This window comes from Geodermatophilus sp. URMC 61, assembly GCF_052931555.1.
The window spans coordinates 4409922-4435432 of sequence record NZ_JBRFHZ010000002.1; the positions used below are offsets into that span (position 1 = coordinate 4409922).

31 protein-coding genes are annotated in these 25511 nt (G+C 76.2%); 18 read left to right on the top strand and 13 right to left on the bottom strand.

Annotation, left to right across the window (positions count from 1 at the left end; translation table 11 throughout):
- Nucleotides 1-41 precede the first annotated feature (41 nt).
- Genes ACU610_RS20625 through ACU610_RS20650 form a run of 6 tightly spaced genes read left to right on the top strand, consistent with a single transcriptional unit; the run spans nucleotide 42 to nucleotide 4461 of the window.
- The gene (locus ACU610_RS20625; RefSeq protein WP_446769559.1) at nucleotides 42-344 is read left to right on the top strand and encodes an urease subunit gamma; all 303 of its coding nucleotides are present in this window, start codon (nucleotides 42-44) and stop codon (nucleotides 342-344) included.
- A complete protein-coding gene (locus ACU610_RS20630; RefSeq protein WP_446769560.1) occupies nucleotides 341-643 on the top strand; it encodes an urease subunit beta in 303 nt (100 codons plus the stop codon). The genes ACU610_RS20625 and ACU610_RS20630 overlap by 4 nt, the downstream gene beginning before the upstream one ends.
- Nucleotides 643-2364: an urease subunit alpha gene (locus ACU610_RS20635; protein WP_446769561.1), complete on the top strand. Its 1722-nt coding sequence runs from the start codon at nucleotides 643-645 to the stop codon at nucleotides 2362-2364. The genes ACU610_RS20630 and ACU610_RS20635 overlap by 1 nt, the downstream gene beginning before the upstream one ends.
- Nucleotides 2364-2990 carry an urease accessory protein UreF gene (locus ACU610_RS20640; protein WP_446769562.1) on the top strand — a complete coding sequence of 209 codons (627 nt, stop codon included), beginning with the start codon at nucleotides 2364-2366 and terminating at the stop codon, nucleotides 2988-2990. Before ACU610_RS20635 ends, ACU610_RS20640 begins: the two co-directional genes overlap by 1 nt.
- 18 nt (nucleotides 2991-3008) lie before the next feature.
- A complete protein-coding gene (ureG, locus tag ACU610_RS20645; protein ID WP_446769563.1) occupies nucleotides 3009-3698 on the top strand; it encodes an urease accessory protein UreG in 690 nt (229 codons plus the stop codon).
- A gap of 55 nt (nucleotides 3699-3753) precedes the next feature.
- The gene (locus ACU610_RS20650) at nucleotides 3754-4461 is read left to right on the top strand and encodes an urease accessory protein UreD (RefSeq protein ID WP_446769564.1); all 708 of its coding nucleotides are present in this window, start codon (nucleotides 3754-3756) and stop codon (nucleotides 4459-4461) included.
- A gap of 54 nt (nucleotides 4462-4515) precedes the next feature.
- On the opposite strand, the gene ACU610_RS20655 is transcribed toward ACU610_RS20650, so the two are convergent.
- Nucleotides 4516-4677, bottom strand: coding sequence for a hypothetical protein (locus tag ACU610_RS20655; protein WP_446769565.1), 162 nt, complete (start codon nucleotides 4675-4677; stop codon nucleotides 4516-4518).
- Nucleotides 4678-4772: 95 nt separating this feature from the next.
- On the opposite strand from ACU610_RS20655, the gene alc reads away from it, so the two are divergent.
- From alc to ACU610_RS20675, 4 genes are read left to right on the top strand one after another with little or no spacing between them, the layout of a single operon-like run.
- Nucleotides 4773-5894, top strand: coding sequence for an allantoicase (gene alc / locus ACU610_RS20660; protein WP_446769566.1), 1122 nt, complete (start codon nucleotides 4773-4775; stop codon nucleotides 5892-5894).
- Between the two features lie 44 nt (nucleotides 5895-5938).
- Nucleotides 5939-6232 carry a DUF4333 domain-containing protein gene (locus ACU610_RS20665; protein WP_446769567.1) on the top strand — a complete coding sequence of 98 codons (294 nt, stop codon included), beginning with the start codon at nucleotides 5939-5941 and terminating at the stop codon, nucleotides 6230-6232.
- A gap of 7 nt (nucleotides 6233-6239) precedes the next feature.
- On the top strand, nucleotides 6240-6734 hold the full coding sequence (locus tag ACU610_RS20670; protein WP_446769568.1) for a hypothetical protein: 495 nt from the start codon (nucleotides 6240-6242) through the stop codon (nucleotides 6732-6734).
- 37 nt (nucleotides 6735-6771) lie between these two features.
- Nucleotides 6772-8145 (top strand): 8-oxoguanine deaminase, encoded by a 1374-nt coding sequence (locus ACU610_RS20675; protein WP_446769569.1) that lies wholly within the window; start codon nucleotides 6772-6774, stop codon nucleotides 8143-8145.
- A 52-nt stretch (nucleotides 8146-8197) separates the two neighbouring features.
- On the opposite strand, the gene egtE is transcribed toward ACU610_RS20675, so the two are convergent.
- The 7 genes from egtE to egtA form a co-directional block, all read right to left on the bottom strand.
- Nucleotides 8198-9337, bottom strand: a complete 1140-nt coding sequence (egtE, locus tag ACU610_RS20680; protein ID WP_446769570.1) for an ergothioneine biosynthesis PLP-dependent enzyme EgtE — start codon at nucleotides 9335-9337, stop codon at nucleotides 8198-8200.
- 221 nt (nucleotides 9338-9558) lie between these two features.
- On the bottom strand, nucleotides 9559-10317 hold the full coding sequence (locus ACU610_RS20685) for an anti-sigma factor (RefSeq protein WP_446769571.1): 759 nt from the start codon (nucleotides 10315-10317) through the stop codon (nucleotides 9559-9561).
- The gene (locus tag ACU610_RS20690; protein WP_446769572.1) at nucleotides 10298-10897 is read right to left on the bottom strand and encodes an RNA polymerase sigma factor; all 600 of its coding nucleotides are present in this window, start codon (nucleotides 10895-10897) and stop codon (nucleotides 10298-10300) included. Before ACU610_RS20690 ends, ACU610_RS20685 begins: the two co-directional genes overlap by 20 nt.
- Nucleotides 10898-11095: 198 nt before the next feature.
- Nucleotides 11096-12064: an L-histidine N(alpha)-methyltransferase gene (gene egtD, locus ACU610_RS20695; RefSeq protein WP_446769573.1), complete on the bottom strand. Its 969-nt coding sequence runs from the start codon at nucleotides 12062-12064 to the stop codon at nucleotides 11096-11098.
- A gap of 33 nt (nucleotides 12065-12097) precedes the next feature.
- Nucleotides 12098-12787 (bottom strand): ergothioneine biosynthesis protein EgtC, encoded by a 690-nt coding sequence (egtC, locus tag ACU610_RS20700; protein ID WP_446769574.1) that lies wholly within the window; start codon nucleotides 12785-12787, stop codon nucleotides 12098-12100.
- A complete protein-coding gene (egtB, locus tag ACU610_RS20705; RefSeq protein WP_446769575.1) occupies nucleotides 12787-14103 on the bottom strand; it encodes an ergothioneine biosynthesis protein EgtB in 1317 nt (438 codons plus the stop codon). Before egtB ends, egtC begins: the two co-directional genes overlap by 1 nt.
- On the bottom strand, nucleotides 14100-15353 hold the full coding sequence (gene egtA / locus ACU610_RS20710) for an ergothioneine biosynthesis glutamate--cysteine ligase EgtA (protein WP_446769576.1): 1254 nt from the start codon (nucleotides 15351-15353) through the stop codon (nucleotides 14100-14102). The genes egtB and egtA overlap by 4 nt, the downstream gene beginning before the upstream one ends.
- 160 nt (nucleotides 15354-15513) lie before the next feature.
- Between egtA and ACU610_RS20715 the strand changes: the two genes are divergently transcribed.
- From ACU610_RS20715 to ACU610_RS20730, 4 genes are all read left to right on the top strand, one after another.
- On the top strand, nucleotides 15514-16011 hold the full coding sequence (locus tag ACU610_RS20715) for a DUF309 domain-containing protein (RefSeq protein WP_446769577.1): 498 nt from the start codon (nucleotides 15514-15516) through the stop codon (nucleotides 16009-16011).
- Nucleotides 16012-16123: 112 nt separating this feature from the next.
- On the top strand, nucleotides 16124-16909 hold the full coding sequence (locus ACU610_RS20720; RefSeq protein ID WP_446769578.1) for a hypothetical protein: 786 nt from the start codon (nucleotides 16124-16126) through the stop codon (nucleotides 16907-16909).
- Nucleotides 16910-17108: 199 nt separating this feature from the next.
- Nucleotides 17109-17927, top strand: a complete 819-nt coding sequence (locus ACU610_RS20725; protein ID WP_446769579.1) for a class I SAM-dependent methyltransferase — start codon at nucleotides 17109-17111, stop codon at nucleotides 17925-17927.
- Complete coding sequence (locus ACU610_RS20730; RefSeq protein ID WP_446769580.1) at nucleotides 17924-18364, top strand: SRPBCC domain-containing protein; 441 nt, start codon at nucleotides 17924-17926, stop codon at nucleotides 18362-18364. Before ACU610_RS20725 ends, ACU610_RS20730 begins: the two co-directional genes overlap by 4 nt.
- A 3-nt stretch (nucleotides 18365-18367) precedes the next feature.
- Here ACU610_RS20730 and ACU610_RS20735 read toward each other — a convergent pair whose 3' ends face one another.
- Entirely contained in the window at nucleotides 18368-18607 is a 240-nt protein-coding gene (locus tag ACU610_RS20735; protein WP_446769581.1) for a hypothetical protein, read from the bottom strand.
- Nucleotides 18608-18626: 19 nt separating this feature from the next.
- On the bottom strand, nucleotides 18627-18971 hold the full coding sequence (locus tag ACU610_RS20740; RefSeq protein ID WP_446769582.1) for a PadR family transcriptional regulator: 345 nt from the start codon (nucleotides 18969-18971) through the stop codon (nucleotides 18627-18629).
- 106 nt (nucleotides 18972-19077) lie between these two features.
- Between ACU610_RS20740 and ACU610_RS20745 the strand changes: the two genes are divergently transcribed.
- Complete coding sequence (locus ACU610_RS20745; RefSeq protein WP_446769583.1) at nucleotides 19078-20583, top strand: malic enzyme-like NAD(P)-binding protein; 1506 nt, start codon at nucleotides 19078-19080, stop codon at nucleotides 20581-20583.
- A gap of 18 nt (nucleotides 20584-20601) precedes the next feature.
- Here ACU610_RS20745 and ACU610_RS20750 read toward each other — a convergent pair whose 3' ends face one another.
- Complete coding sequence (locus ACU610_RS20750; protein WP_446769584.1) at nucleotides 20602-20778, bottom strand: hypothetical protein; 177 nt, start codon at nucleotides 20776-20778, stop codon at nucleotides 20602-20604.
- A gap of 79 nt (nucleotides 20779-20857) precedes the next feature.
- Between ACU610_RS20750 and ACU610_RS20755 the strand changes: the two genes are divergently transcribed.
- Together ACU610_RS20755 and ACU610_RS20760 are read left to right on the top strand one after the other, a co-directional pair.
- On the top strand, nucleotides 20858-21712 hold the full coding sequence (locus ACU610_RS20755; RefSeq protein WP_446769585.1) for an Fpg/Nei family DNA glycosylase: 855 nt from the start codon (nucleotides 20858-20860) through the stop codon (nucleotides 21710-21712).
- A gap of 94 nt (nucleotides 21713-21806) precedes the next feature.
- A complete protein-coding gene (locus tag ACU610_RS20760; RefSeq protein ID WP_446769586.1) occupies nucleotides 21807-22457 on the top strand; it encodes an HAD family hydrolase in 651 nt (216 codons plus the stop codon).
- Here ACU610_RS20760 and ACU610_RS20765 read toward each other — a convergent pair.
- Nucleotides 22454-23671 (bottom strand): MBL fold metallo-hydrolase, encoded by a 1218-nt coding sequence (locus tag ACU610_RS20765; protein ID WP_446769587.1) that lies wholly within the window; start codon nucleotides 23669-23671, stop codon nucleotides 22454-22456. The genes ACU610_RS20760 and ACU610_RS20765 overlap by 4 nt on opposite strands.
- A 108-nt stretch (nucleotides 23672-23779) precedes the next feature.
- On the opposite strand from ACU610_RS20765, the gene ACU610_RS20770 reads away from it, so the two are divergent.
- Entirely contained in the window at nucleotides 23780-23935 is a 156-nt protein-coding gene (locus ACU610_RS20770; protein WP_446769588.1) for a hypothetical protein, read from the top strand.
- Nucleotides 23936-24026: 91 nt separating this feature from the next.
- Here the strand turns inward: ACU610_RS20770 and ACU610_RS20775 are convergent, their stop codons facing one another.
- The gene (locus ACU610_RS20775) at nucleotides 24027-25352 is read right to left on the bottom strand and encodes a Rieske 2Fe-2S domain-containing protein (RefSeq protein WP_446769589.1); all 1326 of its coding nucleotides are present in this window, start codon (nucleotides 25350-25352) and stop codon (nucleotides 24027-24029) included.
- Between the last annotated feature and the right edge of the window lie 159 nt (nucleotides 25353-25511).

Below are 25511 nucleotides of genomic sequence, written 5' to 3' on the forward strand. Positions count from 1 at the left end.
GTTAGCGTCCGGGCTCCGCCGACGTCCGGAGGTCTCCCCGCGTGCACCTGTCCCCGCACGAGCAGGAACGGCTGCTGCTCTCCTACGCCGCCGAGCTGGCTCGCCGTCGTCGGTCCCGGGGGCTGCGGCTCAACCTCCCGGAGGCGACGGCAATCGTCACCGACCACGTCCTCGAGGGCGCCCGCGACGGCGCGCTGGTGGCCGAGCTGATGCAGTCCGGCCGCACGGTGCTCACCCGGGACGACGTGATGGACGGCGTGCCGGAACTGCTGGAGGAGGTGCAGGTGGAGGCGACCTTCCCGGACGGGACCAAGCTCGTGACCGTCCACCACCCCATCCCGTGATCCCCGGCGAGGTCATCCCGGCCGAGGGCGTGATCGAGACGCTGCCGGGCGTGCCGCGGATCGAGGTCGAGGTGACCAACGCCGGCGACCGGCCGGTGCAGGTGGGGTCGCACTTCCACTTCGCGCAGGCCAACCGGGCGCTGGAGTTCGACCGCAGGGCCGCCTCCGGTCACCGGCTCGACGTCGCCGCGGGCACCGCCGTCCGCTTCGAACCGGGCATCACGCGGACCGTGACGCTGGCGCCGCTCGCCGGTGCGCGCGTCGTACCCGGCCTGACCGGTGAGGGAGGGCTCGGCTGATGGTGCAGCTGGCCCGGGAGCGTTATGCCCAGCTGTACGGTCCCACGACCGGCGACCGGATCCGGCTCGCCGACACCGATCTGATGATCGAGGTGGAGGAGGACCGCTGCGGTGGCCCCGGCCGCGCCGGCGAGGAGGCGGTCTTCGGCGGCGGGAAGGTGATCCGCGAGTCGATGGGCCAGGGCCGGGCCACCCGCGCCGAAGGCGCGCCGGACCTGGTGGTCACCGGCGCCGTGGTCCTCGACCACTGGGGGATCGTCAAGGCCGACGTCGGCGTCCGGGACGGCCGGGTCGTGGCGCTCGGCAAGGCGGGCAACCCCGACACGATGGACGGCGTCCACCCCGACCTGGTGATCGGGCCGGGCACCGAGGTGCTCGCCGGCAACGGCCGGATCCTCACCGCAGGCGGCATCGACTGCCACGTGCACTTCATCTGCCCGCAGATCGTCCCGACGGCGCTCGGCTCGGGCGTGACGACGCTGATCGGAGGTGGCACCGGGCCGGCCGAGGGCTCGAAGGCCACGACCATCACCCCGGGCGACTGGTACCTGGCCCGGATGCTCGAGGCGATGGACCCGTGGCCGGTCAACGTCGCGCTGCTGGGCAAGGGCAACACCGTCTCGCACGAGTCGATGGAGGAGCAGCTCCGCGGCGGGGCCAGTGGCTTCAAGCTGCACGAGGACTGGGGCTCCACGCCGGCGGCGATCGACGCCTGCCTCACGGTGGCCGGGCGCCACGGCGTCCCCGTGGCGCTGCACTCGGACACCCTCAACGAGGCCGGGTTCGTCGAGGACACCCTGGCCGCCATCGCCGGGCGGACCATCCACGCGTACCACACCGAGGGTGCGGGAGGCGGGCACGCGCCCGACATCATCACCGTCGCCGGGCATCCCAACGTGCTGCCGAGCAGCACCAACCCGACCCGCCCGCACACGGTCAACACCCTCGACGAGCACCTCGACATGCTCATGGTCTGCCACCACCTGGACAGCTCCGTGCCCGAGGACCTCGCGTTCGCCGAGAGCCGGATCAGGCCGACGACGATCGCCGCCGAGGACCTGCTGCACGACCTCGGGGCCATCTCCATGATCGGCTCGGACGCGCAGGCGATGGGCCGGGTCGGTGAGGTGGTGCTGCGGACCTGGCAGACCGCGCACGTCGTCAAGCGCGAGCGCGGGGCGCTGGCGGGGGACGGCGCGGCGGACAACCTGCGGGCGCGCCGCTACGTCGCCAAGTACACGATCTGCCCGGCCGTGGCGCACGGGATCGACGGCGAGGTCGGCTCGGTCGAGCCCGGCAAGCTCGCCGACCTGGTGCTGTGGGACCCACGGTTCTTCGGCGTCCGGCCGCACGCTGTGCTCAAGGGCGGCGTCATCGCCTGGGCGCAGATGGGCGACGCCAACGCCTCCATCCCCACTCCGCAGCCACAGCTGCCGCGGCCGATGTTCGGTGCGTACGGCCGGGTGCCGGCGCGGACGTCGCTGCACTTCGTCGCACCCGCGGCGGTGGAGGCGGGGCTGGCCGACCGGCTCGCCGTCGACCGGCGACTGGTCGCCGTCACCGACACCACGCGGCTGACCAAGGCCGACATGCCCGAGAACACCGCGCTGCCCGACATCCGCGTCGACCCCCACACCTTCACGGTCTCGGTGGACGGCGAGGTGTGGGAGCCCGAGCCGGTGCGCGAGCTGCCGATGGCCCAGCGGTACTTCCTCTTCTGATGACGGCGGCACTCCTGACCCTGGCCGACTCCCGGCTGCCGGCCGGCGGGCACACGCACTCCGGCGGCGTGGAACAGGCGATCACGGCCGGGGTGGTGCACGACCCGCCGACCCTGACCGCGTTCCTGCGCCGGCGCCTGCACACGTCGGGTGCCGTGGCGGCGGGTCTGGCCGCCGCCGCGTGCGGGGCCGACGTGGCGGCGCTCGCCTCGCTCGACCTCGAGGCCGATGCGCGCACCCCGAGCCCGGCGCTGCGTGCGGCGTCCCGGCAGCAGGGGCGCGGGCTGGTCCGCGTCGGACGGCGCGCCTGGCTGTCGCCGGCCTGGGACGCGCTGCCCGAGCGGCCCCACTCCCCGCTCGCCCTGGGCGTCGCCGCCGCGGCCGCCGGGCTGACGCCGCGCGACGCCGCCGCGGCCGCCGCGTACCTGTCGGTCAGCGGTCCGGCGACCGCCGCCCAGCGGCTGCTGGCCATGGACCCGCTCGCCGTCGCCGCCCTCACCGCCCGCCTGGCCCCGGAGATCGACGAGGTCGCCGCGGTGGACGGCGTCCCGGCGGCGGCGGACCCCCTGCTCGACCTCCTCGCCGAGGTGCACGCCGCACGGAAGGACCGGTTCTTCGCCTCATGAGCCCCACCGGGAGCGCACATGCCGCCTGACCACAACCTGGACGACTACGTCGACGCGCCCGCGCCGCACCGGCACGGCGGCCCGCTGCGGATCGGCCTCGGCGGTCCGGTCGGCTCGGGCAAGACGGCGCTGGCCGCGGCACTGTGCCGGACCCTGGGCACCGAGTACGACCTCGCCGTCGTCACCAACGACATCTACACGACCGAGGACGCCGACTTCCTCCGCCGCAACGCCGTCCTCCCCGACGACCGGATCGAGGCGGTGCAGACCGGCTGCTGCCCGCACACCGCGATCCGCGACGACATCACCGCCAACCTCGACGCCGTCGAGCTGCTCGAGGCCCGGCACCCGGGACTGGAGCTGGTGCTCGTCGAGTCCGGAGGGGACAACCTGACGGCGTCGTTCAGCTACGGGCTGGTCGACGTGCAGGTGTTCGTCGTCGACGTGGCCGGCGGGGACAAGGTGCCGCGCAAGGGCGGGCCCGGGGTCACGGCCGCCGACCTGCTGGTGGTCAACAAGACCGACCTCGCCCCGCTGGTCGGCGCCGACCTCGGGGTCATGCGGCGGGACGCCGACGCGGTGCGCGGCGGCAGGCCGACGCTGCTCATCTCGCTGCGCGAGGACCCGACGGCAGCGACGGTGGCGGAGTGGGTGCGCGAGCAGGTCAGGGTCCGCGTGGCCGCGGGCGCGAGCACGACGCAGGGGTGAGCACCGCAGCGAGCACCGAACGAGGAGCGGAGCGGCTGGGGAGGAGAGCCGGACGATGAGGACCTCCGTCGAGGTCGTCGCCCGCCGCGGCCCCGGCGGGCGCACCGTGCTCCCGGTGGTGCGCGCGGGTGGGCAGTACGCCGTCCGCCGGACCGGCCCGGGGACGGTGCACCTCGTCGCCACCGCCTTCGGCCCGCTCGGTGGGGACGACGTGGCCATCCGGCTGGTCGTCGAGGAGGGTGTCCGGCTGTGCGTGCGCTCGGTCGCCGCCGCCGTCGCGCTGCCCTCCCGTGGCGCCGCCCAGCCGTCGGTGCAGCGCATCCAGGTCACCGTGGACGGCGAGCTGGACCTGACGCCGGAGCCGACCGTCGTCGCCGCGGGTGCCCGGCACGTCGCCGAGCTGGAGGCGGAGCTGGGGCCGGGCGGCGTGCTCACCGCCGCGGAGCAGGTGCTGCTCGGACGGCGCGGTGAGGAACCCGGCCGCTGGACCGGTACCACGCGGGTGGTCCGCGCGGACCGGCCGCTGCTGCACACGACGGTCGACCTCGGGCCGGGCGCTCCGGCCTGGTTGCCGCCGGTGGCCCCCCGGGCGTACGCATCCACCGTGCGGCTGGGCGATGGCGAGCCGCCGGTCGCGACCGGCGAGGACGCCGTCCGGCTGCCGCTGCCCGGCGGGTGGACGGCGACCGCCTGGGGCAGCGAGCTGCACCGCGTCACCGGCGCGCTGGCCGCCCTGACCGCGCCCGAGCGGGAGACCGCGTGAGCGAGCTCGCGAGCTGACCGATGGGCGGAGCGGCCCGGGGACCGTGGCCGGACCTCAGCCCTGCTGCTCACCCTCCTCGCGGGCGGCCTGGTCGAGCACCTGCGGGTCGTCCTGGACGCCACCCGCGGGGTCGGCGTTGCCCAGGGCGGTCTCGGCGGGCAGCTGCTGGACGTGCTCGCGGGCGCGCTCGCGCAGGTCGTCGGTGGGTTCGGACACGGGTCCTCCTCGGAACGACTGATCGGACACGGTTCCCCTACCCGCCCCGTGCCACAGTGACCCCCGCGCCACCCATCGACCCGGTGAGGAGCCCGATGAGCGACCCCACCCGCCTGCCCGACCTGGCCAGCCGCGCGCTGGGCGGAGCGGTGCTCGCGGCCAACGACGAGTCCTTCGCCGCCAAGGAGAACCTGGTGCTGCCGCACCCGGCACAGGCGCTGCCCGGCTTCGGGCACCGCGGCAAGGAGTACGACGGCTGGGAGACCCGGCGCCGGCGTTCCCCGGGGTCGGACTGGGCGATCGTCCGGCTGGGCGTGCCGGGTGTCGTGTCGGCGGTCGTGGTCGACACCGCGCACTTCACCGGCAACTACCCGCCGCAGGCGTCGGTCGAGGGCGCAGCGGTCGAGGGCCACCCCACCGTCGCCGAGCTCGAGCGCGCCGACTGGCAGCCGCTGCTGCCGCTGTCGGACCTCGCCGGCGACACCGCCAACACCTTCCCGGTCGACTCGGGCCGGCGGGTCACCCACGTGCGGTTGACCATCGCGCCCGACGGCGGTGTGGCCCGGCTGCGGGTGCACGGCACCGCCGTCCCCGACCCGCGCCCGCTGGACGCCGGCCCGGTCGACCTGGCCGCGCTGGAGAACGGCGCCCTCGTGACCGGGGTGAGCGACGCTTACTACGGCCTCCCGGTGCAGCTCGTGTCGCCGGGGCTCGCCCGGTCGATGGGCGAGGGCTGGGAGACCCGCCGGCGGCGCGGCGGGGGCAACGACTGGGTGGAGCTGTCGCTGGCCTGCGAGGGCGTGGTCACCCTCGCCGAGCTGGACACCACGTGGTTCCTGGCCAACGCGCCCGGGTCGGCGTCCCTCACCGGGAGCGGCCCGGCCAGCGAGGTCGTCGTCCTGCCGCGGACCCGGCTGCAGCCCGACACCCGGCACCGTTTCGTGCTCGAGGGCGGCCCGGCGGTCGACCGGGTACGGCTGGACGTCTTCCCCGACGGCGGCATGGCCCGGCTGCGGTTGTGGGGCCGGCCGACCGCAGCCGGGCGCGAGGCGCTGGGACGGCGCTGGTTCGACGCGCTGCCCGACGTCCAGGCGCTGGAGGTCCTGCAGTCGGCCGGGGTGGCGCCGGCCGAGGCCGGCCGGCTGGTCGGCGGCCGTCCGCTGGGCGCGGACCTGCCCCCAGGGGTGGCGCGGCTGGTCCTCGGTCCGGGCCGCTGAGGGAACCGGTCCGGCGCCCCGGAGGACGCCGCTAGGGTCTGCCCGTGCCGCGCCGCCTCCTGCTGCTCGCCGCCGCGACCGTCCTCGGGATGGGCCTGACCGCCTGCGGCTCGTCGATCGAGCAGGACGAGCTGGAGAAACAGGTCGCCAGCACCCTCGAGACCCAGTTCGGCGTCGCCGCCGACGTCTCCTGCCCCGGCGACATCGACGCCGAGGTGGACACCACCACCGAGTGCACCGCCACCGATCGGGGCACCGGTGAGGAGGTCGGGCTGCGGATCACCGTCACCTCGGTGGACGGGGGCACGGCCAACTTCGACATCGCACCGGTCGGATAGCGGCCGGGTGACCGCCTACACGGCCGAGCCGTGGTCGGAGCTCTACGTCGCCATCGCGGGCGCCGCCGCGGCGCTGCTCGGTCTGCTGTTCGTCGCGGTGTCGATCAACCTCGAGCAGGTGCTGGGGATCGCCTGGCTGCCGCTGCGGGCGGGGGAGACGCTCGGGGTGCTGGTGGTGCTGCTCGCGACGGCCGTCTTCGTGCTCGTCCCGGGCCAGTCCCCGACGGCGCTGGGGCTGGAGCTGATCGGCACCGGCCTCCTCCTGATGGTCTCCGACGGGGTGCTGCGCGTCCGACGCGGCCGACCCCCAGGCGCCCCGGCACGCAGCATCGTCGTCCCCGCGGTGATCGTGGCGTGCACCGGTGTGCCCCTGGTGGCGGCGGGCGCGAGCCTGCTGGCCGGCGCCGGCGGCGGGCTGTACTGGACGGTGCCCGCGCTGCTGGCCGGCTTCGCGGGCGCCGTGTTCAACGCGTGGGTGCTGCTGGTCGAGATCCTGCGCTGACACGTCTCCGGAACACCGGGCGGGCAGGATGCGGCACGTGGAGACCGCCGACCTGCTGGTGCACGACGCCGAGCTGCTGGCCACCGTGGACGACGCCCACCGCGAGATCCCCGGCGGCTGGGTGGCCGTCACCGGTGGGGTGGTGACCGGCATCGGGGGCCCGGCCGACCCGGCGCCGGCCGCGGTCCGGCGGGTCGACGCTCGCGGCTGCCTGGTCACCCCCGGGTTGGTGAACACCCACCACCACCTGTACCAGAACCTCACCCGGGCGTTCGCGCCCGCGCTGACCGGCGGGCTGTTCGAGTGGCTGATCACGCTGTACCCGCTGTGGGCGCGGCTGGACGAGGAGGCCGCGCACGTGAGCGCGTACATCGGCCTCACCGAGCTGGCGCTGTCGGGCTGCACCACCTCGACCGACCACCTCTACGTGCACCCGCACGGCGGTGGGGACCTCATCTCGGCCGAGGTGGCGGCCGCCCGCGAGCTCGGCGTGCGCTTCCACCCCACCCGCGGCTCGATGTCGCTGTCGGTCGAGGACGGCGGCCTGCCACCGGTCTCCGTCGTCCAGGACGACGACGAGATCCTCGCCGACTCGGAGCGTCTGGTGGCCGCCCACCACGACCCCTCGCCACACGCGATGACCCGCATCGCCCTGGCGCCGTGCTCACCCTTCAGCGTCTCGCCGGCCCTGATGCGGCGGACGGCCGAGCTCGCCGAGGCCCTCGACGTCCGGCTGCACACCCACCTGTGCGAGACGCAGGACGAGGACGCCTTCTGCCTGGCCACGTTCGGCCGCCGTCCGGTCGACCACCTCGCCGACGTCGGCTGGCTGACCGACCGGACGTGGCTGGCCCACGTGGTGTGGCCGGATGCCGGCGAGGTGGCCCGGCTGGGCGCGGCGCGGGTCGGTGCGGCCCACTGCCCGTCGTCCAACATGGTCCTGGGCAGCGGGCTGGCGCCGGTGGCCGAGCTGCGCGCCGCCGGGGTGCCGGTCGGGCTGGGCGTGGACGGGTCCTCGTCGGCGGACTCCGCGTCACTGTGGCTGGAGGCGCGGACGGCGATGCTGCAGGGCAAGCTGCGGCACGGCGCGGGCGCGATGAGGGCCCGTGACGCGCTGGAGATGGCCACCCGCGGCGGCGCGGCGTGCCTGGGCCGGGAAGGCGAGGTCGGCGAGCTGTCGGTCGGTGCCTGCGGGGACCTGGTGGTGTGGCCGCTGGCGGGTCCTGCGTTCGCCGGCGCGCTGTCGGACCCCGTCGAGGCGTGGCTGCGCTGCGGCCCGGTCGCCGCGCGGTACACCGTCGTCGCCGGGCGGTTCGTCGTCGAGGACGGCGTCCCGGTGCACCCCGGCCTGGAGGAACAGCTCGCCGTCCACCGCCGGGTGGCCGCGCGGATCCAGGCGGCTGCCGCGTAGGCACAGGAACCACTGCCCACGTCCCGGGGTGCCGGGACGTGGGCAGTGGTTCCTATGCCTCGAGGAGGGCGGCGGCGAGGGCCTCGAGGTCGTCGACCGTGCCGTCCAGGTGCGGCGAGACGCGCAGCACCGGCCCGGTCATCTCGTCCGGCGCCCGCTGGGGACCGATCGCGGTGGTGACGATGCCGTGCTCGGCGAGCAGCCGGGCCCGCGTGGTGACGACGTCGACGCCGTCCGGCGGGCGCAACGTCGTGGTGGCGGTCGGCTCGTCGCGCGGCTCGACCACCCGCCAGCCGGCGGCGCCCTCGAGCACCTCGCGGGTAGCCCGGCCGAGCGCGGTCAGCCGCTCGCGCACCCGGACCGGCCCCGCGGCCAGGTGCTCGCCCACGGCCAGGACCAACCCGACCCGGCCGGCGACGTGCGCCTCCCCGGACTCGAAGGCCCGCAGCGGCGGGACGTCGTCCGGCGGGGTCAGCAGCGGGGTCAGCTCGCGTGCGACCGTCGGCCGCACGCACAGCACGCCCACCCCGCGCGGCCCGGCCAGCCACTTGCGCGAGGTCGAGTAGACGACGTCGGCGCCCAGGTCGGTGTCGACGTGCCCCAGCGACTGGGCCGCGTCCAGGACCAGCGGCACCCCGGCCTCGCGGCACAGTGCGGCGACCTCGGCGGCCGGCTGGACGACGCCGCGGTGGCTGGCGACGTGCGTCAGGTGCACCACCCGCGGCGGGTCACCTGCCAGCAGCCGGGCCACGCCGTCGAGGTCGGCGCGCCCGAGGTCGTCGACCGGCAGGTGCTCCACGGACAGCCCCGCGGCGCGCAGCTGCGCCGCGTTGGGCGCGTACTCGCCCGGCAGGCACGCCACCCGCGCACCGGCCGGCAGCCGCCACCCGGCGAGCAGCGTGGCCAGCGCGGCCTGCGCGGACTCGACGAAGACGACGTCCGCGGCGGCCATCCCGACCAGCCCGCCGAGGACCGACCGGCCCTGCTGGAGCAGGTCCTCGGCGGTCGCCTCGGCCACGTAGCCCCCGAGCTCGGCCTCGTGCCGGGCGTGGTGGGCGACGGCCTCGAGCACTCGGTGGCTCTGCCGGCTGCAGGCGGCGGTGTCCAGGTGCCGGCCCGCCGGACGCGGCCGGGCCGAGCGCCAGGCGGCGCCGAGGTCCTCGTGGACCAGGGAGGTGTCGAGCGCTGTCACGCTCCCACGTTAGGAGGAGGACCCTCCTGCCGTCCGCGGCTCCGTCCCGAGGCTCGGCCCCGAGCTCTGACGGTCCGCTTGCAGGTGGAAGGACCCCGTCCTCCTCGCCACTCGCACGCTCGCGGCGAGCCTCCGGACGGGCCTGGCGCGAGCGTGCGAGTGGCGGGGGGAAAGGGGGTCCTCCGAGAGGAGGACGGGGTCCTCCTGCTGCCGGAGGGCCGTCAAGCCAGCAGGCCGCGGGCGACGGAGGCCCCGGAGTGGGCCGGGTCGCCGTCCAGTGGCTCGACCGAGACGTCGACCACCGGGTACTCGGTGAGGTCGACGCCGGCGGGCACCTCGAGGGTGACCTCGCCTCCGCTCGGGACCACGCCCAGGGAGTACATGTCCTCGACCGACTCGTCGATCAGCCACACCTCGTAGAAGCCGTCCTCCAGTGCCGCGGCGGTGAGGTCGACCTGGAGCACGCGGGTCCCGTCGTCGCGCTGCAGCACGCGGGCCTCCCCGGTGGCGCCGCTGTCAGCGAGTGGGTCCAGCGCGGCGGCGGCCACGGTCAGGCCGTCGTCGTCCCCGGTGCCGAGGGCGACCGCACCTGCACCGATGCCGACGCCGACGACCAGGGAGGCCGCGGCGGCGAGCAGCAGCCGCGAGCGGCGGGTCCGCAGCGGGACGACGGGCGCCGGTGGTGGGGACGGCTCGACCCGGTCGGTCCGCGGAGGAGGTCCGACGGCGGCGAGCACGTCCGGACGCGGGGCGGTGGCGACCCCGGTCGCGGCGGCGATCCCCGCCCACACACCCCGCGGCGGCGGGACGGCGGCACCCGGTGCGGCCAGCTCGGGGACGGCGAGCGCGTCCACCACACGGCGCAGCGAGGCCACCTCCTCCTGGCACTGCGCGCAGGAGTCGAGGTGGGGAGCGTCGTCGGTGGGCAGGGGCTCGCGCAGCGCCGCGAGCGCCAGCTGCTCAGGCGTGCAGTGCCGCACCGTCCACCTCCAACCGTGACCTCAGGCGTTCGAGGGTGCGCCGGATGTGGGACTTCACCGTGCCGAGCGGCAGCCCCGTGCGGTCGGCGATCTGGGTGTGCGTGAGGTCCTCGAAGAAGGCCAGCTCGATGATGCCCCGCTGCGGCTGGCCCAGTTGCTCCAGCTCGCCGAGCAGCAGCACCCGGTCGGCGACGGCGGTGTCCACCTGCGGGCCGGTGGCCTCCGTCGCCGAGCGGGCCTCGGTGACCGCGGCCTCGGCGGCACGGCGCTGCCGGTCGCGCCGGGCCCAGGTGTCGGCGATCTTGTGCCGGCAGATGCCGACCAGCCAGGCCGGGAGCGGGCCCTGCTCGGGGCGGTAGCCGGCGCGGCCGGTCCAGGCGGAGACGAAGACCTGCTGGGTGACGTCCTCGGCGTCCGGGCCGGGGCCGAAGGCGCGCACCGCCATGCCGTGGACCTGCCCGGCGAAGCGCTCGTAGGCCCGGGCCAGCGCCTGCTCGTCACCTGCGGCGAACCGGCGGCCGACCTCGGCGTCGTCCGGCTCGGGAACGCCGTCCCGCAGCGGTACGACGTCCGGGGGCACCTCCCCGACCCTAGCGGTGCGGGGCTCCAGCAGCCCGGTCACGGCGGCGCCCCCGCCGCGCGGTGCGAGTCCTGACCACGGGTCCTCCCCGCGCCCGACGCCGCTCCTCGGGGATGCCCGTCAGCCTCGGATGCACCTCGGGCGGCGGCTTCAGGAGAGGGTCCTTCCCCGAGGTGGTGGGGACCGAGGGGTCCTCCTTCAGGCGGGCACGGAGAGCGAGACGCCGAAGTCGCCGTCGGGGTCGGTCCACCACTGCGTCATCCGCAGGCCCGCCGCCGCCAGCTCGGCCTCGACCCGCTCGGGGCGGAACTTCGCCGAGACCTCGGTGCGCATCTCCTCACCGACGGCGAACCGGACGTCGAGGCCCAGTGCGGGGACGTGCACCACCTGGTCGGTCAGCGAGCGCAGCCGCATCTCGATCCACTCCTGCTCGGCGTCCCAGAGGGCGACGTGTTCGAAGGCCGCGGGGTCGAAGTCGGCGCCCAGCTCGCGGTCCAGCACGCGCAGCACGTTGCGGTTGAACTCCGCGGTGACCCCGGCCGCGTCGTCGTAGGCGCGCACCAGCCGGTCGGGGTCCTTGACCAGGTCGGTGCCGAGCAGGAAGGAGTCCCCGGGCTGCAGCGTGCCGGCCAGGTCGGCGAGGAACGCCGCTCGCGGCTCCGGCTCGAGGTTGCCGATGGTCGAGCCGAGGAAGGCCACCAGCCGGCGTCCGGAACGGGGCAGCTCGCCCAGGTGCCGGGTGAAGTCGCCGACGACCGCCTCCACCTCCACGTCCGGGTACTCGGCCGTGATCGCCGCCCCGGCCGCCTGCAGCACCGACGGGTCGACGTCGCAGGGCACGAACCGGCGCAGCGTGCCGGCGTCGCGCAGCGCGTCCAGCAGCAGCCGGGTCTTCTCCGACGTCCCGCTGCCGAGCTCGACCAGGACGTCGGCACCGGAGGCGGCGGCGACGTCCGCGGCGTGCTCGGTGAGGACCGCCCGCTCGGCGCGGGTCGGGTAGTACTCCGGCAGCCGGGTGATCTCGTCGAACAGCTCGCTGCCCCGCTCGTCGTAGAACCACCGCGGCGGCAGCGACTTCGGCGTGGCGGTCAGGCCGGCGCGGGCGTCGGCGCGCAGCGCGTCCGCGGCGTCCTCGGGCGCGAGGTGGTTGGTGAGCGGGATGGACACGGTGCTCCAGTGCTCGTCGGTGGGCAGGGTGGCTCAGGACAGCGGCGTGGTGGTCAGGCCGTCGGGGGTGACCTCGACCAGCGACCGGTCGGGGACGTCGGTCCACCGCGGGTCGTCGTCCCACGGCTCGCTGGCCAGGGCGGTTCCCTCGCCGGTGACCAGCGTGGAGAGCGTGTCGCCCCAGGTGGTGGCCAGCAGGCGGGTGCCGTCGGCGGCGAGCAGGTTCAGCCGGGCGCCGGGGTCCGCGGCACCCACCTCGCGCACCGTGTCGGCCAGCGCGTCGAGGCCCCGGTCGAACACCAGCGCGGCCAGCAGCGCGCTGTCGACGGTGGACTCGGCGTCCCGCACCGGCGGCAGCACCGCGCGGTCCACCCGGCCGTTGTGCGACAGCAGCCACCGCCCGTCGGTGAACGGCGCCACCGCGCTCTCTTCCAGGGGCATCCCGACGGTGGCCGAGCGGACGGCGGCCACCACGCACCCGGAGGAGAGCACCGGCGCGACCGAGGCGAACGACGGGTCGCCCCACAGCGGCCGGGCCGACCGCCAGCGCGCCGGCTGTGCTCGGCCGGGGGAGAAGAAGCCCACGCCCCAGCCGTCGGCGTTGACCGTGCCGTACCGCTGGCGGCGCGGCGCGTAGGACTGCACGAGCAGCGAGGACGGCGGCTCGAGCACCAGCTCGGCCAGCGTCCGCGGCCGGCCGAGCCAGCCGAGGTGGCGGCACATCAGGCGGACACCTCATCGACCGACCAGGCCAGCCGGAAGCCGCTGAAGACCTGTCGGCGGATCGGGTGGTCCCAGTTGCGGAAGCTGGGCCGCAGGATCGACGCGTCGACCGCCCACGACCCGCCGCGCAGCACCTTGTAGTCGCCGCCGAAGAACGGTGCGGAGTAGTCGGCGTAGAGCATCGGCCGGAAGCCGGGCCACGGGGTGAAGTCCGAGGAGGTCCACTCCCAGACGTCTCCCATGAGCTGCTCGGCGCCGTAGGCGGAGGCGCCGGCGGGGTAGGCGCCCGCCGGGGCCGGGCGCAGCGCGTCGCCGCCGAGGTTGGCCAGGGCGGGCGACGGCTCGGCCGAGCCCCACGGGAAGCGGCGGCGCCGCTGCGTGGCCGGGTCCCAGACGGCGGCCTTCTCCCACTCCACCTCGGTGGGCAGCCGCGCGCCGGCCGGGGCCGCGCCGGTCGCTCCGGCCCAGGCCGCGTACGCCTCGGCCTCGAAGAAGGTGACGTGCTGGACCGGCTCGTCGGCCGGGAGCGTCTCGGTGATCCCGAAGCGGGTGCGGGTGCCGTCGGCGCCCCAGAACCGCGGGCGCTCCAACCCGGCCTCGACCCGGTGCGCCCAGCCGCGGTCGGACCACCAGCGCCGGTCGCCGTACCCGTCGTCGGCGACGAAGGCGGCGTACTCGCCGTTGGTCACCGGCACCCGGCCGATGCGGAACGACGGGACGTCGACTCCGTGCGCCGGTCGCTCGTTGTCCAGGGAGAACGGCTCGTCGGAGGCGTCCACGCCCAGGACGAACTGCCCGCCGGGCACGAGCACCGACGTGCCGGCCACCCCGGGCCGGCCGGGCGGCAGCGGCGTCCCGGCGCCCAGCAGCGGCGGCCCGGGGCGCAGGTTGAGCGCCTGCAGCATGGTCTCGTCGTGCTGCTGCTCGTGGCTGACGACCATCGCGAAGTCGAACGGGTCGTCGTCGCCGCCCAACCGCTCCAGCCGGTCGAGCACCCGGCCGCGCACCTCGCCGCAGAAGGACCGCGCCTCCACCGGCGGCAGCAACGGCAACCGGGAGCGGACGGCGCGCGGGTGGGTGAACGCGTCGTAGAGCGCCTCGACGTCGGCCGGCAGCAGCCCCTGGCGCCGGGCGTCGCCGCGGCGCAGCAGCCAGAGGTCCTCCTGCTGGCCGATGTGCGCGAGGTCCCAGACCAGCGGGCTGAGCAGGGGGGTGTGCTGGCGCAGCAGCTCGGGCTCGTCGTGGTCGGTGAGCCGCAGCGTGCGCCGCCGGGCAGCCGCCAGGTCGCGGGCGAGGATCTCGGTCAGGTCGGTCACTGGAGGGCTCCCGTGGCGGAGAGGAGGGCGGCGGTGGCACCACCGGTCCGGGCGGTGTGGAGCACCGTGTCGCCGGGGCAGCGGCCCCGGGCGACGAGGTCGGCGAGCGCCTCGACCTCCGGCCGCAGGGCGGCGGGGACCGCGGCGCAGGCGGCGGCGAGGCAGGCGCGGGCGGCGGCGTGCAGCGCTGGGTCAGCCAGGCCCACGCGCGCGGCGCGGTCCCAGGCGCCGGCGACCGGCGCGGTGGCCGCCGTGGCGTGCCCGGCCGCGACCGGGTCGTCGAGCAGCACCGCGGTCACCGCCGCCAGCGCCGGCCACCACGGCTCGGGCGCGGCGTCGAGGTAGCGGATCTCCAGGTAGCCGCGCGGCCGCACCGGTGGGAACAGGGTGGTCAGGTGGTAGTCCAGGTCGGCGGCGGTGGGTGCCCGGCCGCCCAGGGGGACGGTGCCGGTCACCCACTCGGCGAACCGGACCCGTTCGCGCACCGGCGTCGCGCCGCCGTCCGGGTCGCGCACCAGCATCACCGGCGCGGCCAGCGCGTACTCGGCCCACTCCCCGCACGGGTCCGCGCCGCCCAGCAGCGGCCCGCAGCGGGCCTGGTCGAGGTCGCCCCACACCCGCTGCCGGTGCGAGACCCAGCCGGTCGGGCGGCCGAGGGCGAGCGGGGAGCAGGCCGCGACGGCGACCAGGGTGGGTCCCAGCTGGTGGGCCAGGGACACCCGTTCGCTCCAGCCGGCGCCGGGCCCGGCGTCCAGGTTGACCTGCAGCGCGGCCGTGCCGCTCATCATCGCCGTCCCGGCCTCGGCGCAGCCGACGGCGGCGAAGTGCTCCTCCATCGCGGCGTAGCGGGGCGCCGGGCAGACCCGGGCCGGGGGCCGCAGCGGGTCTGCGCCCACCGGGGCCACGGTCAGCCGCTCGGTGGCGAGCGCCGCGGCGAGCACGTCGCGGTCGGCCCGCAGCGCCGCCACCGCAGCGGCGACGTCCGGGTGGGGCGGACCGGACAGCTCCACCTGGCCGCCGGGCTCGAGGGTGACCCGGCTGCCCCCGGGCAGCGCGGGCAGCGCGTCGACCAGGTCGCGGATCCGCTGCCAGGGCACGCGCGCCGCGGGTGCGTCGAGGTCGACCAGGTGGGCCTCGAGCTCCAGGCCCACCGAGCCCACCGGGCCCGGGCGCAGCGCCGCACCGGCGACGTGCGCGACGGCGGCCTCCAGGTCGAGGACGGCCGTGCGCTCCTCGGTGACCGGGGCCACGGGCCCCACCCCCTCCAGGTCCGGACCGGTCGGGATCGACCGCGGGTCGGTGCGGGGGCGGCCCGTCGAGCGGCCGTCCTCTGGTCCCATCCTGCACGCGACCACCGACAGGAACACCCGTCGCGGGCACCGGGAGGGCTGTTCGCGCCAGGATCGTCGGGTGGACGCCGACCGGGACCGGGATCCTGCGGGCCGGGCGCGCAACGCCCGGCCGCGCGACGCGCTGGGGCGCCCCCTGCCGCGCGGCGCTGTGGGGGAGGAGCGGGCGCCGGAGGGCGTGCTGCGGACGCCGGACCAGGCGCTCACCGAGGCGCAGCAGCTGCTGGACGCCGGGCGGCCCTTCCACGCCCACGAGGTGCTGGAGGACGCGTGGAAGTCCGCGCCCGACCCGGAGCGGCAGCTGTGGCGCGGGCTGGCCCAGCTCGCCGTCGGGCTGACCCACGTGGCGCGGGGCAACGACCGCGGCGCCGAGCGGCTGCTCGAGCGCGGTGCGGGCAACGTCGCCGCCTACGCCGACGCCCCGCCGCACGGCATCGACGTCGCAGGCCTGGTCGCCTGGGGCCGGGCACTGGCCACCGCGCCACCGTCGTCCCGCGACGCCGCCGTGCTCGCGCCCCGCCTGCGAGCCGGTCGACCTCCCGTCGGGTCGGCGGGTTGACCCTCGACCTGGTCGAGGGCCCACGATCGGGACCTGGGAGGTGCAGCGTGCGGACGTCGGGGTGCAGCTTCGTCCGCGTGCTGGGGCCACCGCGGCCGGGTAGGGATCCCGGATGACGCACGGACGACCGGCGGATGGCCTGCGGGCGGGAGCGGTACTGCTCGCGGCGATCGCCCAGATCGTCGGCAGCCCGCTCGGCGCGGCGCTCGCCGGCCGCAGCGTGGGCCAGGTCAGCGACGCGACCCGCGCACTGATCACCCCGGCGGGCTACGCCTTCTCGATCTGGGGCCCGGTCTTCGCCGGGGCGCTGGCCTGGGCGGTCTACCAGGCACTCCCCGGGCAGCGGCACCGCCCGGTGCACCGGGCGACCGGCTGGCCACTGGCCGCGGCCTTCGCCGGGAACGCCGTCTGGGAGCTGGTGTTCCCGCTGGTGGGTGACCGCCTCCCGGTCCTCCCCGCGGTGCTGCTCCTCGCGATCGTCGCCGCAGCCGCGACGGCCTGGGCGCGGCTGCAGGCCATGCCGCTCACCGGGCTGCCACGGCTGCTCCCGGCAGCGGTCACCGGTCTCCTGCTGGGCTGGGTGACGCTCGCCGCTGCGGTGCAGGTCGCCAGCGCCGGCGTCGCGCTCGGGGCACCGGCCCAGGGGACGGCGGCGCAGGTGTGGGCGGTCGTCGCTCTCGGGGCGGTCGCGGCCCTCGGGGTGGCGCTCGTGCGGATCGCGCGGGTGGCAGCCGGGCCCGTGGCCCTGGCCGTGGTGTGGGGTCTGGTCGCGGTCGCCGTCGACGGTGGGCCGGGCGTGGTGACCGTCGCTGCCGTGGGCGCCGCCGTCGTCGTGACCGCGGCCCTGGTGGTGCGGGTGGCCGGAGGGCGGGAGCGTGGCGCGCTGCTGGTCGGCTGAGAGAGGACCCCGGCCCCGTCCAGGGCACCGCCGGCCGCGTCCAGCGGCTCGCCGCGGCCCCGTCCAGGGCACCGCCCTGAGCCTGCGAAGGGCGGGGAGGGCGGGGTCCTTCCACGGTGAGGGGGACGGGGTCCTGCACCTGCAGGGGGCCGCCCGCGTCGCTTCCCCCGGAGAGTGGCCCGGAGCACACTGCCGGGGCATGAGCGCCCCCCGGGCTGTCGACCGCATCCGCGAGATGTGGGCCGCCGGCGACTACCAGCGGGTGGGCGTCCGGTTGGTACCGGCTGCCGAACAGCTCGTCGCCGACCTCGCCGTCCGCCCGGGGGACCGGGTGCTCGACGTGGCCGGCGGGACGGGTAACGCCGCGCTGGCCGCGGCCCGGCGCGACGGCGCCGTCGTGTGCAGCGACGTCGTCCCGGAGCTGCTGGCCCTCGCCCGGCGCCGGGCCGAGGTGGAGGGGCTGTCGATCGCCGTCGAGGTCGCCGACGCCTGCGCCCTGCCCTTCCCCGACGCGTCCTTCGACGTCGTCGTCTCCACCTTCGGCGTCGTCTTCGCCGCCGAGCCGGAGCGGGCCGCCCGGGAGCTGCTCCGGGTGCTGCGCCCCGGGGGCCGGCTGGGGCTCACGGCCTGGCGGCCGGACGCGCCCGGCGGCCGGCTGCTGGCGCTGCTCGCCCGGCACGACCCGGCCGGCGCGACGGGGGACCCGCTGCGCTGGGGGACGCCGGAGGGCGTGGAGGAGCTGCTCGGCCGGGGCGAGGTGCGCCGGGTGTGGCACGCCGAGCGGACCGTCGACATGACCGCGCCGTCCCTGGCCGCGCAGTGGCAGCGCTACCGCGACTGGTTCGCGCCGGTGCACGTGGCCTGGCAGCGGCTCGACCCCGCCGGGCGGGCCGCGCTCGAGGCCGACTTCGCCGACCTGTGGGGCAGCTCGACCCGGGGCGGTGGTCCGGGCATCGTGGTACCCAACACCTACCTGCAGACGACGGCCGTGCGGGCCTGGGAACGGGAGGGGCCGTGAGGAGCTTCGAGGCGTCGGCACGGATCGACGCGAGCCCGGAGGATGTGTGGGCGCTGCTGGTCGACGTGGGCAGCTGGCGGGACTGGGACTCCGGCGTCGACCGGGTGGACGGCCGCGTCGCGCTCGGCGAGAAGCTGACGCTCTACGCCACGATGATCCGCAACCGGCCCTTCACGGTGACGGTCACCGAGATCCGCCCGCGCGAGGCCATGCGCTGGCGCGCGGGGCTGCCGCTGGGACTGGCGGTCATCGAGCGCACGTACCGCCTCGACGCGCAGGAGGACGGCGGCACGGCGCTCACCGTCCGCGAGGACCACACCGGGCCGCTGGCCGCGCTGCTCGCTCGCTCGACACCGGACCTCAACCCCTCGTTCCGCCAGTTCTGCCAGGGGCTCAAGGCCCGCGCCGAGGGGCGCACCTCCCGACCCACCGGCTGACCGTCAGCTCGTCAGGACGGCGAGGCCCCAGCACGCCACGGCGAGGACGGCGAGGAACGCGCTCGTGCCGACGGCGACCGCGGCCGGGCCGGGGGTGATGGGCCGACCGTCGCGGGGGTCGCGCACGGGGAGGTTGCGGCGCAGCTGCGACACCAGCGCCGGGATCCACAGCACCGCCCCGGCGGTGAGGGCTACCCCGGCCGGCATCCCCAGCGCCGGCTCGTCGCGGACCAGGCCGAACACCCGCTCCGCGGCGAGGTAGTCATCGGGGGCTCCCCACGGACGGGAGCAGGCCGGCGGCCCGCTCGGTGAACGTGTGCCAGGCGGCGGCCCGCTCGGTCAGGTGTGCGCGGCCGTGCGGCGTGACGGTGAAGAACTTGCGCCCCGGGCCGCCCGCACCCTCGCGCCAGGACGACGTGACCAGCCCGTCCTGTTCGAGCCGGTTGAGCACCGGGTAGAGCGTGCCGCCCTTGACCGCGCCGAGACCGGCCGCCTGCAGCCGCTGGGCGATGGCGTAGCCGTAGGACTCCTCCTCGGCGACGACCGCCAGCACGGACAACGGCAACACCGCGCGCATCCACTCGGCGGGCCAGGGTTCGAGCGACATGACTAGACGATAAAGCTGACTAGTCAGCGAGGCGACCTAGAGTGGGTCGTGACCACTGTGACCGAAACCACCCCGCGTATCGTTCGGTGCCACGATGGGGGACGCCATGAGCACCGAGACCGCTGCCACGCCCAGCACCGACGACACCGCCCTCGGCGAGCCGGCCACGCCGCCCCGCGGGCCGGTCACGTCGGCGTCGTACTCGATCACCGTCCGGCTCACCGCCGACGGCGACCCGGCCTCGATCGGCCGGATCGCGACCGCGGTCGGCTCCGCCGGCGGTGCGGTGACCGCTATCGACGTCGTCGACTCCCGCTCCGACGGGCTGACCGTCGACGTCACCTGTTCCGCCGCGGACGCGGCCCACTCCGAGGAGATGGTCGACGCGCTGCGCGCCGTCCCGGGGGTGAAGGTCCGCAAGGTCAGCGACCGCACCTTCCTGCTGCACCTGGGCGGCAAGCTCGAGGTCGCCTCCCGGGTCCCGCTGAAGACCCGGGACGACCTGTCGATGGCCTACACCCCCGGGGTCGCGCGGGTCTGCCTGGCGCTGGCCGACAACCCCGACGACGTCCGCCGGTTGACCATCAAGGGCAACACCGTCGCCGTGGTCACCGACGGCTCGGCCGTCCTCGGGCTGGGCGACATCGGCCCCGGCGCCGCGATGCCGGTCATGGAGGGCAAGGCCGTCCTGTTCAAGCGGTTCGCCGACATCGACGCCTGGCCGATCTGCCTGGACACCCAGGACGTCGACGAGATCGTCCGCACCGTCGAGCTGATCGCCCCCGGCTTCGGTGGCATCAACCTCGAGGACATCGCCGCGCCCCGCTGCTTCGAGATCGAGGCCCGGCTGCGGGAGAAGCTCGACATCCCGGTCTTCCACGACGACCAGCACGGGACGGCGATCGTCGCGCTGGCCGCGCTGCGCAACGCGCTGCGCGTCGTGCACAAGCAGCTGGAGGACGTGAAGATCGTGGTCGCCGGCGCCGGGGCCGCCGGGACGGCGATCGTGCACCTGATGCTGAAGGCGGGTGCCCGGCACGTGCTGGTGTGGGACCGCGAGGGCATCCTCTCGCCGGACGACGAGCGGCTCTCACCGGCCAAGCGGGCCTTGGCCGAGCGCACCAACCCCGAGGGCGTGCGCGGCGAGCTGCCCGACGCGCTCGACGGCGCCGACGTGTTCATCGGCGTCAGCGCCGGCAACGTCCTGCCGGTCGAGGCGCTGCCGCGCATGGCACCGGACGGCGTCGTCTTCCCGATGGCCAACCCGACGCCCGAGGTCGACCCGGTGCGGGCCCGCCAGCACGCCGCCGTCGTCGCCTCGGGTCGCTCGGACCTGCCGAACCAGATCAACAACGTGCTGGCGTTCCCCGGCGTGTTCCGCGGGCTGCTCGACGCGCGGGCGCGGGAGATCAGCGACGGGATGCTGCTAGCGGCGGCGGACGCGATCGCCGGGGTCGTCAAGGACGACCAGCTCAACGCCAACTACATCATCCCGAGCGTCTTCGACCCCGCCGTGACGTCGGCCGTGGCCGCGGCGGTGGCCGAGCAGGCCCGACACGAGCCCGGCGCGACCGCCCCGGTGAGCGACCTGGAGAGCCTGACCACCCAGTAGCAGGGGGTCGGCCGACCGTCAGCCGGCGTCCTCGTCGGCCGGTTGCGACTCCTCCGGCTCGAACGTGTCGGCCTCGCCGCGGCCCATGCCCACGCCGGTGTCGGCCGGGACCGTGGTCCCCGCCTCGCGGTCCTGATCCGGCGCCGACGGACGGGTCTCGTCCACCGGCGGCCGGCCCTGCGCACTCTCGGTCATGTCCTCGTCGGTACCCCCGCTCGTCGGTACCACTCGATCGGGGACGGCGGGAGTCGGTCCTGCGCGGCATAGTGGCCCGGTGCCCGAGTTGCCCGAGGTGGAGGCGCTGACCGCGTTCCTGCGCGAGAACGCGGTCGGCTCCGTGGTGACCCGCGTCGACCTGGCCGCCGTCCAGGCGATCAAGACCTTCGACCCGCCGCTGTCGGCGCTGGGCGGGCTGGAGCTCACCGGCGTCGCCCGGCACGGCAAGTTCCTCGACCTCGACGTCTCCGGCCTGCACCTCGTCGTCCACCTGGCGCGGGCCGGCTGGCTGCACTGGCGCACCGGGCTGCCCACCGCCCCGCCCAAGCCGGGCAAGGGCCCGCTGGCGTTGCGGGTGCACCTGGAGGACGGGAACGGCTTCGACCTCACCGAGCAGGGCACCCGCAAGGGGCTGGCGGTCCACGTCGTCCGCTCGCCGGCCGAGGTGCCGGGCGTCGCCCGGCTCGGGCCCGACGCGCTGGAGGTCGACCGGGACGCGTTCGTGGCACTCATGGCCGGGCGCAGCGGCCAGCTCAAGGGCGCGCTCACCGACCAGACCCTGATCGCCGGCATCGGGAACGCCTACTCCGACGAGATCCTGCACGCCGCGCGGCTCTCGCCGTTCAAGATGGCCGACAAGCTCACCGACGAGGAGGCCCTGCGCCTCTACGACGCCGTGCGGGCGACCCTCACCGAGGCGCTCGAGCGCCAGGTCGGGCAGAAGGCGGCCACGATGAAGGGCGAGAAGCGCTCGGGGCTGCAGGTGCACGCCCGTACCGGCCTGCCGTGCCCGGTGTGCGGCGACACCGTGCGCGAGGTGAGCTTCGCCGACACCTCGCTGCAGTACTGCCCGACCTGCCAGACCGGCGGCAAGCCCCTGGCCGACCGGCGCATGTCCAAGCTGCTGCGCTGAACGGAGGGCTCCGCTGCCCCATCCGGAGCAGGACCCCGTCCTCGCCACCCCTCGCAGGCTCGGGGCGGGGCCGTCGGGGCGCAGAATGCGCGCCGTGGCACTCCCCCCGCTGGTCACCCTCGACCTGTTCAGCGCCCTGATCGACTCGCGCGCCGGCGGCTCGGCCGCGCTGCAGCGGATCACGGGCACCCCGGGGGAGCGGCTGTACGACGCCTGGGACGCGGCGAACAAGGCCTCGCAGCGAGACCTCGGGACCTGGGTGCCCTTCGCCGAGCACTGCCGCCGCGCGCTGGCCGCCGCCTACGCCGAGCTGGGCGTCGCCCGCGACCCGGACACCGACGTCGGAGCGCTGCTCGACTCGGTCGGCGACTGGCCGCTGTGGCCGGACGTCGCGGAGGGGCTGCCGGCGCTCGCGGCCCGCGCCCGGGTCGGCGTCCTGTCCAACGTGGACGACGCCGTCTTCGCCCGCACGCGCGTCGCACCGCTGGTGGACGACGCGGACGTCCTCACCTCCGAGCGGCTGCGGGCCTACAAGCCGGCCCCGGAGATCTACCTCCGGGCCCGGGAGCGCGCCGGCGGCCGGCTGGTGCACGTGGCGACGTCGGCGCGCGACGTCCGGGGCGCCCTGGCGGCCGGCATCGACGTGGTCCGGCTGCGTCGGCCCGGCCACCGGCTGGACCCCGAGGGCGGGACACCGCGGCGGGAGGCCGGCGACCTCCTCGAGGTCGCCCGGCTCCTGGGCTAGTCGGTCGCTCGGCGGGCGGTGAGCCAGGACGCGGCCCGCGCCACGACGGAGCTGCCGGCCCCGCCGTCCCCGGTCTCGGTCGGCTCGTCGACGAGCGAGCCGACCTCCGACCACCAGTCGGTCAGCGCCGGCGGCGCCAGGACCTCGACCCGCTGGCCCGGTCGCGGCACCGCCACCCGCACCTCCGAGCGCTCCGCCGCGGCGCACAGCCGCTGCACCGGCTCGGCCCAGCGGTGGAAGGCCAGGTTGAACGTCGCCCAGTGCACCGGGACCAGCAGCCCGCCGCCGAGGTCGCCGTGCGCCCGGACGGCCTCCTCCGGCGTCATGTGGATGAGGGCCCAGGCGTCGTTGTAGGCGCCGATCGGCAGCAGCGTCAGGTCGAAGGGACCCAGCAGCGCACCGATCTGGGCGAACGCCGGGGTGTAGCCGGTGTCGCCGCCGAAGAAGACCCGGTGCCGCGGCCCCGCGACCACCCAGGACGCCCACAGCGTCGTGTCCCGGGTGAGGAACCGGCCGGAGAAGTGCCGCGCCTCGGTGCAGGTGAGCGTGAGACCGGCGATCTCCACCGCGCCGTCCCAGTCCAGCTCGACGACCCGCTCCTCCGGCACCCCCCAGCCGCGCAGGTGCGCACCCAGTCCCAGCGGGACGACGAACGGCGCGGTCTGGGTGCGCAGCAGCCCGCGCACCGTGGGCAGGTCGAGGTGGTCGTAGTGGTCGTGCGAGACGAGGACGGCGTCGACCTGCGGCAGCTCCTCCAGCCGCAGGGGTGCCGGGTGCAGCCGGGTCGGGCCGATCAGCGGGGACGGCGACACCCGCGCGGCCCACACCGGGTCGACCAGCACCCGCCGGCCGTCGACCTCGAGCAGCGCGCTGGAGTGGCCGAACCAGGTCACCGCGAGCTCGCCCGCCTCCACGGGGAGCTGCGGGCGGGTCACCGGCACGGAGCGCGCCGGCAGGCCGGTGTCCCGCTCCTCGTGCATCTGCCGCAGCAGGCCGCGCTGCGCGTTGGCCGGCGGTCGCGCCGGGGTGCGCAGCCGGTTGTGGAAGCGACCGTCGGCGAACTGTGGCGAGCCGGCGGCGTAGGCCTGGATCTCACGCCGGCTGGCGCCCAGGGCGGTGGGCAGCCCCCAGGCGGCGCGGGCGACCCACACGACGGGGCCGGCGAGGGTGGCGGCGAGGGCCAGCGTGGTGCGGCGGGCGGCGGAGGACGGCACGACCGCCAGCATCCCAGCCCAGGACGGGGAGGCGGCGTCCGCCAGAAGGGTGACGCACCCCGGCCGGCGGCGGTTGCCCGGGAGGGTGCGGCGTCCGAGCATGGCTCCGTGACCGACGACGCACGACCCGCCGAGCCGGACCAGGACGGCGGCGACCCGGCGTGCTGGCTGCGGCGGGTGTGCCCGGCGTGCGGGCGACTCGCCGACGTCGACCCACCGGTCCGCTGCGCCGCCTGCGGGGAGCTGCTCCCCGCGGACTCCTAGCGGCCCGTCCCGAGGCTCGCCGCGAGCCCCTGACGGCCCCCCTGCAGGGTCCCGCCGCGAGCCTGCGAGTGGCGGGGGGCAAGGGGGTCCTTCACGAGGAGGACGGGGTCCTCCAGGCAGCTCCCCGATCCCATCGCGGGGCCGAGACGAGGACGTCGCACAGCACCCGGCGCAGCGCCACGCCGAGCCGGTCGGCACGCACGTGCAGCTCGTCGCGCACTCCCAGCGGCAGTCCCAGGCCGGCCACGTGCTCGACGAGGGCGAGGTCCTCCTCGAGCACCCGCTGCCGGAAGGCCACCTCGCGCTCGACGTCGGCCGGGGCGGGCAGCGGGTGGCCCGGGCCGGAGGACAGCAGCAGCCGGGTGTAGACCCGCGTGGAGTCGGCGTCCTCCGGCTGGAGCAGGGACTGGACCACCGTGACCGCGCCCGAGTCGAGCGACTCCAGGCGCAGCAGCAGCTGGAACGGCGCCCGGTACACGTGCGTCGCCCGCCGGCGCTGCCGCAGCGGCCGCTCGCCGGTGGCCACCCCGGGGTCGGTGACCGCGTCGAACCACTGCTCGTGCACGCTGCGGAACCCGCCGGCCTCGGGCTCGACGTCGTAGGCGGGCACCTCCGGGTGGTCGGCCGCGCCGGAGGTCCTCGCGTGCAGGAACGGGCCGTGGGCGACGTCGAGGAGGACGTCGGCCAGCACGCCCGCCGTCCCCGCCGAGCGCAGCGGCGGCAGCCAGCCGGTCACGAAGCGCCGGTCGCCGTCCTCGGGGAACTCCAGCGGCACGTCCCGGGGCTCGGCCGGGGCCAGCCACACCACGCCGAGCCGCTCGCGGACGCCGAACGCGGGCGGGTCGACCTCCAGCCGGTCGGTGCGGCGCAGCGTCCAGGTCCGCCCGAGCAGCCGTACCTGCAGCCAGCCGCCGGGACGCAGCTCGCCGGACAGGGCCACCGGGTGCCACGCCGACTCCAGCGCCGGGTCGAGGTTGCCCAGCACCGGCCCGTCCGGCGCCGGCGGCGCCGGGAGCGGCTCGGGTGCCGTGTCGGCAGCAGGCCGTGGCGGCGCCGGGACGGCGGTGCGCTCCGGGGCCAGCCAGACCCAGCCGTGCCGCTCCTCGACCGCCCACGGCACCGGCAGGTCGGCCCGCGGCGGCGCCGTCCCGTCGGGGCCCAGGGAGGGGAGGGAGACGCAGCGGCCCTCACCGTCGTACTGCCACCCGTGGTACGGGCAGGTGAGCCGTCCGTCGACCACCGTGGCGGCGCTCAGCGGGACCAACCGGTGCGGGCACCGGGCGGGGAAGGCGCTCACCTCCGCTCCCGGACGCAGCCTGACCAGCACGTAGGCCCGCCCGCCGGCACCCACCGGCAGCGGCTTCGTCCCGACCTCGGCGGCGCGCGCCACCGGGTACCAGCCCGTCGACGTCCCCACGGAAGAGCCCATGACCCATTGCAGCGCCGCTGCGTTCCCACCCGGTTACGGCCGTCCGACAGTTGGGCGTCGACGGCGCATTGCGCACAACGAAAAGGTCACTGACCGTCCATTACGGACAGACTTGTCTCTAGAGTGACCGCGGTCACCGGCACGAGG